The sequence below is a fragment of the Micromonospora sp. NPDC003776 genome (genome assembly GCF_053605645.1).
This window is the reverse complement of record NZ_JBSGJR010000343.1, coordinates 1-7,509: the sequence shown is the minus strand read 5'-3', so window position 1 is coordinate 7,509 and position 7,509 is coordinate 1. Positions and strand designations below refer to the sequence as shown.

4 protein-coding genes and 1 pseudogene are annotated in these 7,509 nt (G+C 67.5%); 3 read left to right on the top strand and 2 right to left on the bottom strand.

The window, feature by feature from the left end; genetic code table 11:
- Window positions 1-281: 281 nt before the first annotated feature.
- Window positions 282-3,305, top strand: coding sequence for a helicase-related protein (locus ACWEVO_RS24085; RefSeq protein WP_452309782.1), 3,024 nt, complete (start codon window positions 282-284; stop codon window positions 3,303-3,305).
- A complete protein-coding gene (locus tag ACWEVO_RS24080; protein ID WP_452309781.1) occupies window positions 3,302-6,466 on the top strand; it encodes a sacsin N-terminal ATP-binding-like domain-containing protein in 3,165 nt (1,054 codons plus the stop codon). The genes ACWEVO_RS24085 and ACWEVO_RS24080 overlap by 4 nt, the downstream gene beginning before the upstream one ends.
- A 7-nt stretch (window positions 6,467-6,473) precedes the next feature.
- Here the strand turns inward: ACWEVO_RS24080 and ACWEVO_RS24075 are convergent, their stop codons facing one another.
- Complete coding sequence (locus ACWEVO_RS24075; RefSeq protein WP_452309780.1) at window positions 6,474-6,677, bottom strand: hypothetical protein; 204 nt, start codon at window positions 6,675-6,677, stop codon at window positions 6,474-6,476.
- A gap of 84 nt (window positions 6,678-6,761) precedes the next feature.
- Here ACWEVO_RS24075 and ACWEVO_RS24070 point away from each other — a divergent pair, with 84 nt between their 5' ends.
- Complete coding sequence (locus ACWEVO_RS24070) at window positions 6,762-6,953, top strand: hypothetical protein (RefSeq protein WP_452309779.1); 192 nt, start codon at window positions 6,762-6,764, stop codon at window positions 6,951-6,953.
- Window positions 6,954-6,962: 9 nt separating this feature from the next.
- Here the strand turns inward: ACWEVO_RS24070 and ACWEVO_RS24065 are convergent.
- Window positions 6,963-7,509: pseudogene (locus ACWEVO_RS24065) on the bottom strand (hypothetical protein); the annotation flags it as partial.

Sequence of the window (7,509 nt, the reverse complement as noted above, 5' to 3'; positions counted from 1 at the left end):
ACGCCGACGCCGTCACCAAGCACGAGCCACGACCAGCCACTACGCCCGGCAAGCCCTCACCGAGCCGTGATCACAATCCCCGGCTGGAGTATTAGATCGGGTCTCATCTAGACAATTGCGTACAGGCCCAGGCAGTCGGGCTTCGTTCGAGTCGGTCAGGTCCGTTTGAGACTCGCTCGTGCTGCACGTGCCGGGGGCGCGACCTGGCGGGGGCAAGATTCGGCTTCTGCCGCGGTGCAATAGCATGCCGGATCAGGTTGAGTGATGGAGGGTCGCCCGGGATGGTGGATGCGGAGTTCCCGCCGGGCTCGTTGGTCCGGTTGGTGGCGCGGCCGGAGGTCGTCGGCGTTGTCCGTGGGTCGCGCTCGGTCGGCGGGGCGGTGGGCTACGACGTCTTCCACGGCGACCGTACGCACAGCTACTTCGCGTCACAGCTCGAGCTGGTGCCCGATGAGCCGCAGACCGCGCCGATCTCCGCCGCCGCGCTGCGCGCCGGTCTGACGTCCGAGCTGCTGCGGGACCCGAACACCGCCTACCTGCACGCGCGCAATGCCGGCCGCATCGACTATGAGCCGTATCAGTACCGCCCGGTTCTCAAGATCGTCCAGGCTGAGCGGCCGCGCATTCTGGTCGCTGACGACGTGGGCGTCGGTAAGACGATCGAGGCGTGCCTGATCATCAAGGAGTTGCAGGCGCGGCACCGGGCGCGGTCGGTGCTGGTCATCTGCCCCAAGGGGCTGGTCGTTGACGACAAGTGGCGCGGCGAGCTGAAGCGGTTCGACGAGGATTTCGTCCACCTGGACGGTGCCGCGCTGCGGTTCTGTGTAGAGGAAACGCTCCGCGAAAACGAGTGGCCGGCCCGCTTCAGCAAGGCGATCCTGCCCTACTCGCTACTGGACCGGGACCTGCTGGAGGGTGTTGACCGGGACGGGATCCGCCGCCCGGGACTCGTCGACCTGGCGCCGGGGCCACGATTCGACCTGGTGATCATCGACGAAGCGCACCACATCCGCAACCGCCCCACCTACGCCTACCGCAACGTGGCGCGGCTGACCGAGGCGGCCGAGGCGGTCGTGATGCTCTCCGCGACACCGCTGCAGATCGACAGTCGGGACCTCTTCACCCTGGTGAACCTGCTGCGCGATGATCTGGTACCAACCGAACGTGACTTCGCCCAGATGTTGGAACCCAACCACTACCTCTACGAGGCGGTCGAAGCGGCCCGTGGCGGCGACGAGCACTGGCAGGAGGGCGTGCAGCAGGCCCTGAGCGACGCACTGGCGACCCGCTGGGGGCGGCAGGTCTTGGCGGTGGACCCACGAGTCGGTGACATCCGTGACCTGCTCGGCGCGCCGGGTAACGACAACCGGGTGCGGGTGGTGCGGGCGCTGGAGGACCTCAACACGTTCTCGTCCATTGTTACTCGCACCCGGCGGCGCGACGTCGGCGAGTTCACCACCCGCAAGCCGGCCGCGCCCATGGTCGCTTTCACACCGCGGCAGCAGGTCGTGCACGACGCGGTGCTCGGGCTGGGTCGGAAAATCTCGCAGTTGCAGGCGCCCGGCATGCCGACCGAGTTTCTGCTGTCCATGCTCTACCGCCAGGCAGCCAGCTCCATCAGCGGCCTGGCGCCGTTGGTGGAGCAGGTCCTCAACAACCGCTTGGACACGGTCGAGTTCGGCGAGGTCGGCGACGATGCCCCGCTTGTCCCGCCCCGGATCCTCAGCGAGGTGCGCGAGCAGATCGAAAGCCTCGGCGAACTCGCCGCCGACCTGGATGGCGAGCCGGATCCCAAGCTCGACCTGCTGCGGCAACTCGTGGTCGACAAGCAGGCCCAGGCGAACAACAAGGTCCTGCTGTTCAGCACGTTTCGGCACACGCTGGCCTACCTGCGGCGCGCAGCACAGGAGTGGGGCGTGCGGGTGGCGGTCATGCACGGCGAGGTTCCCGACGCGGAACGCTATGCGCTGCGCCGACGGTTCAAGCTGCCCAAGGACAATCCTGACGCGGTCGACCTGCTGCTCAGCTCGGAGGTCGGCACCGAGGGCCTGGACTACCAGTGGTGCGACACCCTAGTGAACTACGACATCCCATGGAACCCGATGCGCATCGAGCAGCGCATCGGCCGCATCGACCGCCGCGGCCAGCGCAGCCCGTCGGTGGCGATCGTCAACATCCTCACCGAGGGCACCATCGAGGCCGAGATCTACCGGCGCTGCCTGTCGCGCATCGGCGTGTTCCACCGCGCGGTCGGTGGCAGCGAGCGGATCCTCGGTGACCTCACGACACAGCTGCGGCGCATCGCTGACGACCTGACTCTCTCTGACGCCGACCGGGTACAGCGGCTGCAGCAGCTAGCCGACAACGAGGTCCGGCGCATCGAGGAAGCCCAACGGCTGGAGGACGCGCAGGCCGACCTGCTCGGGCTGACGACCGAGTCACTCCAGCAGCGCATCGCCGAGGCGAGTAGCGAATGGCTCGACAGCGAGAAGCTGGGCGACCTGGTGCGCACCTATCTGGGCGATGTGCTCGGCGGCCGGCGTATCGCCGCGCTCAAGCCCGGCAAGGTCGTCACCGTGCGGCTGGATGACGGGGCGGCAGCACGCGTCGGCGACGACGTGCGCGCGGCCGGCGGAGATGCCCGCCTCGAGCGTCTGCTTCGGCGCAAGGAGCCCGTGCTGCGCCTGACCATTGACCCCGGGATCGCGGCCGACGAGGACGATGTCGAGCTGATAGCACCCACCCATCCGCTGGTCCTGACGGCGGCGACCGGCGCGGCGCTGGACGCCGTGCCCTGGGCTTCCCTGAAGGTCCACTCCACTGCTGTACCGCCCGGGGTGTATCCGGTCGCGATCCACGGCTGGACGCGGCTGGACGCGCGCGACTCCCTGACCCTGCGATACGTCAGCCCCGACCCCCAGGTGGAGGCCCACGCTGGTGCTCTGCTCGCCGCAGCGGTCGACGGCGACCCCGATCTCGGTTCAGGACTCACGCCCGATCATCTCGACGCGCTCGCCGAGCGCCACAACGCCCAGTGGCAGGCCGCCCGCGAGACCCACGTGGCCCGGGCCGGAGCCATGGCCGAGCAGCGCATCGCCTCGCTGCGGGCCCAGCGCGACAGACAGATGCGCGCCATCGAAGTGGGCCTGCGTGACGTCACCGACGCGCGAATCCTGCGCATGCGGCACAGCGAGCTGGACTCAGTGCGTGACCGGTTCGACAGGCTCATCAAGCAGCACGACCGCAAACCCGACCTGACGACCCGAGCACTCGCGACGGTGCTGCTCGAGGTGGCCCAACCGTGACGATCCCCGAGGTGACGAGCTTCGAGCAGCTCTATGCCGACCGGCGCTCCTACGTCGACACGGCCCGACGCAACGGGTTCGAGGCCGGCCTGCGCAGCCTGCTGTCCGAGCTGTACCCGGACAACGCCCACTTCATCTACGAGCTGCTGCAAAACGCCGAGGACGCCGGCGCCCGCGAGGTCAGCTTCGACCTACGGCCGCACGGGCTGCGCGTCGAGCACGACGGCCGGCGGCTGTTCGACCTGCGCGACATCGCCTCCATCACCGGGATCGGGCAGTCGACGAAGAAGGACGACACCACGACGATCGGCAAGTTCGGCGTCGGGTTCAAGGCCGTATTCGCCTACACCGAGGCGCCGGAGATCCACTCCGGCGAGCACTCCTTCGCCATCCACGACCTGTTCGTGCCCACCCGCATCTCCGGCGAGGCGGCGCCCGACCGCACGACGTTCTGGTTCCCGTTCAACCGCGCGGCCAAGCCCGCCGACCGTGCCGCTGCCGAGGTGGCCGCCGCGCTGCGTGACATCTCGGCTACGACGCTGCTGTTCCTGAACCACATCGCGCTGATCTCCTGCTCGTTGCCCGCCGGCGAGGAGCGGCTGATCGAGCGACACAGCGTCGACGGGCACATCATCAAGATCGAAACTGACCACGATGGCGAGCCGCCCTCGTACTGGTACCGGGTCACGGGCAACGTCGAGGTCGACGGGCGACCATACCCGGCCGCCGCCGCATTCGCGCTCCAGCCCCCGAGCGGCGAGCAGAGGGGGCCGAAACGCTTCATTGTCAAGCCAGACAAGGGGAAGGTCTTCATCTATTTCCCGGCGGTCAAGGAGACCTCGGGCCTGCGCTTCCATATCCACTCGCAGTTCGCCTCGACCGTGGCCCGCGACAGCGTCCGCGACGATCCCGGCAACGACGAACTCGTGGCGGGCATCGGCGAGCTGATCGTCGCGGCACTGCCAGCCATGCGGGACGCCGACCTGATCACCGATGGACTGCTGGAGACGCTGCCCAACAAGCGTGACGACCTGCCAGACCGTTACGACGTACTGCGCACACAGATCATCGAAGCATTCGATTCCGAAAAACTGACGCCGGTGGCCGGCGGCGGCCATGCCCCTGCCACCGAACTGTGGCGCACTGACTACGCGTCGGTCCGCTCCGCGCTCTCCGTCGACGACGCCGACTTCCTTTGGGCGCTGACACACTCCGGCAACGAGTGGGAGCCCAGCCCCGGCTGGCTGCGCTCGGCTGAGGGGCGTGCGAAGGCGTTCCTCGACTCACTGACAGCGGCCAACTTCGACCGCGACCTGCTCACCCGCGCCATCCGCGAAGTTGCCCGCTGGTACACCACCACCGACCCGCGCCTCAACCGCTGGACGTCCTGGCTCGCAGCCAAGCACAACGACTGGCTGCGCAAGTTCTATGTGGCACTCGGCGACCTGTCACACGATGGTTCGGACTCGCCGGAGTCGCACCTGCTGCGGCATGAACTCATGCGCATCCCGCTGGTCCGCGTGCACCAGGGCATCGGCTTCCACCACGTCCGGTCCAGCGCGGCCCACCTCCCGACAGCGCCCGGCGCACGCGCGAACGGGCTGGTCCCGGACTCGCTGGTGGTCTTCGGCGAGGACAATTCGCGAGAGGGCCGCGCCCTGCGCCAGTTCTACCAGGGCCTTGACGTCAGGCCGTGGGATGCCTCCGCCCAGCTCGACGCGTGCTTCTCGCTCTATGGCTCACAACCCGGTCAACGACTGCCGGCGGTGACCGACGAGCATCTCGCAGACCTGCTCGAACTCAAGAAGCTCATCGAGCGCGGTGCCATTTCGGCCACCATCTACGCGGACAAGCCCATCTTCGTAGCAATGCGGCGCGACGGCACCACACACTGGGCATCCGCTCGCTCCATCTACCTCGATGATCCGTTCGTACTGACCGGCCTGTCCGCGCTCTATCAGTCGCAGCGATTCCCGGGCCACCCACTCAGCCTGCTCAGCCCCGATTACGCCGACCAGCGGTCCCTCGACGTCGCCGTGATGGTGGAGTTGCTTGGCGCAACATCCGGTCTGACGATCGAACAGGTTCGGATCTGGGACAACCCCAGGTTCAAGTCGCGCTGGCGCTACGACGGCAACGAGAACAGCAATATGATCTCGCGCGACTGGGTGATCCCGCACCTCGCGCTCATCGTCTCGACAGAGGACGAAGCACTTCTACGCAACCTGTGGAAGACAGTCGTCTCGGCGGACGCGGGCGTCGCGGACGCCGTGTACCAATCCAACAGGTCCAAACCGTCCCGAGTGATCGACTCACGACTGGCCCAGGACCTCAGTTCGGCCGCTTGGATCCTCGACCGCGACGGCAACTTCCGCCGCCCAGAGGACATGACCGTCGATGAGCTGGCTGACGGGCTCGGCTCGCCGGCGAACTCTGAACTCCTGCGGCGGGCAGGCTTCGGGAAAAAAGCCGCCGCCGACGCCCAGCAGGAACGTGAGTACGCCGAATTTGCCAAGAAGCTTGGCTTCGCCCCCGAGCAGTTGCGGACACTCGCGGAACTCGCCGAGAAGAACCCGGAGAAGCTCGCGGCGCTCGTCGCCGACGCGGAGACTCAGGTCCGGTTGCCCGGGGGCTCCAGCCTCTCGCCCGAGAGCCGTTCCCGGCGCGCAGGCGAGGTAGCCGCCAAGGCCCCGCAACGCCGCTACGACGACCGGGTACGGTCGGTACGAATCCAGGTTCCCGGCCACATGAGCGAGGCGCGCAGCTATCTGCGCCGGCACTACACCAATGACGACGGCGAGCTGATCTGCCAGATCTGCCTACTCCCCATGCCGTTCCAGATTCGGACCGGCGACTACTACTTCGAGGCGGTTCAGTTCGTCCGAGACGCAGGCCGCGACCTTCAGGAGAACCGAGTCGCGCTCTGCCCGACGTGTGCCGCCAAGTACCAGCACGCTCGCGGGACGAAACTCGAGGACCTGCGCACCGACCTGCTCACGCAGGAGATCGGCCACCGAGAGGCGATCGCTGTCGATGTTGTGCTCGCTGGCGTACCCCGACAGGTCCGCTTCGTCGGCAAGCACGCGATCGACCTCCAAGCCGCACTCGTAGCCTCGGAAGCCTCCCTCCTGGACGAGGATGACATCGAGTTCGATAACTAGCGCCTCGTCACGCGACCTCGAACGGGTAATCGGGGTGGTGGATCTTGGATCTGGTGGCGAATGACGCTTCGGTTTGGCGCTGGCTGCGCCAGGGGGCGGGTCGGGGAATGGGCTCGACAGCGACCTGTGTTGCCGGGCATGCGATCAAGCGGCCCAGCGTGGTGAACCGCTCGAGTTGGATGCTGGTCGTCGCGACCGCCGGGATGCTCAAGCGGCTGTCCGTCGACAGCAGCTCGCTATAGCGGAACGTGAATCACACGAAGGTGGCTCGGAAGATCCATTGGTCTACCGGCACATGGACCGAATCTGGGAGGCCCCGAAGCAGGCCGATGGACCGCACCCGGTCGAGATGGGTGGGTACGGGGCGGTCGCCGGGTCGCGGGACCTCCTCGACGCGCTGATCGGCCACGTCGAGGAGGTCAGCGGCGAGGCCGGCGACCAGACGGAGGACTACCGGGCGCGGATGCTTGTCGAGCGCAACGACTGACCGCACCGGCTACAGGCCGGCCAGGGCTGCCTCGACCTTTTTCGCCAGCGACGGCTTCACCTTGCCGGAGACCCTGACGAGAACCCGTCCCTGGTCGGCCCGGTAGTGGTACTCGGTGCCCAGTATCCGCATGTTTTTCAGCGTGTCCTGGATGTACTTCGACCTGCCGTCGGCGTCGCCTGCGGTGGGCCATACCTCAATAACCAGGCCGCGGCTGATGTCGTACTTTTCGCCGTCCGGGTCGCCGCCGGGCATGTCCGCGCAGGCGCGGGAGGTGTAGCCGTTGGGGCGGCCGAGGAGGTTGTTGGGGTCGGTGTCCTCGTCCTGCACGCTGCCGTGGGTGAGGCCGAGCTTCGCGGCGGTGAGCTTCGCCAGCATGATCTTCGCATCGAGTGGAGCGGCCGGCGCGGGCGGTTTCAGAGCGGGGGCGCTGGTCGTGCTGGCGGCGGGGGCCGGCTGGCTGGTGGCCTGGGCGCCCCACCCGGTCCAGAAGGTGGACAGGTTGTCCCAACCCTTGTAGTCGAAGTCCCGGATCACAAGTCCGGCCTTGCCGGAC

What these genes read in the sequence shown, in the direction of transcription:
- ACWEVO_RS24085 (WP_452309782.1), top strand. Translation starts at nt 282, where the DNA reads ATGGTGGATGCGGAGTTCCCGCCGGGCTCGTTGGTCCGGTTGGTGGCG.
- ACWEVO_RS24070 (WP_452309779.1), top strand. Translation starts at nt 6,762, where the DNA reads ATGGACCGAATCTGGGAGGCCCCGAAGCAGGCCGATGGACCGCACCCG.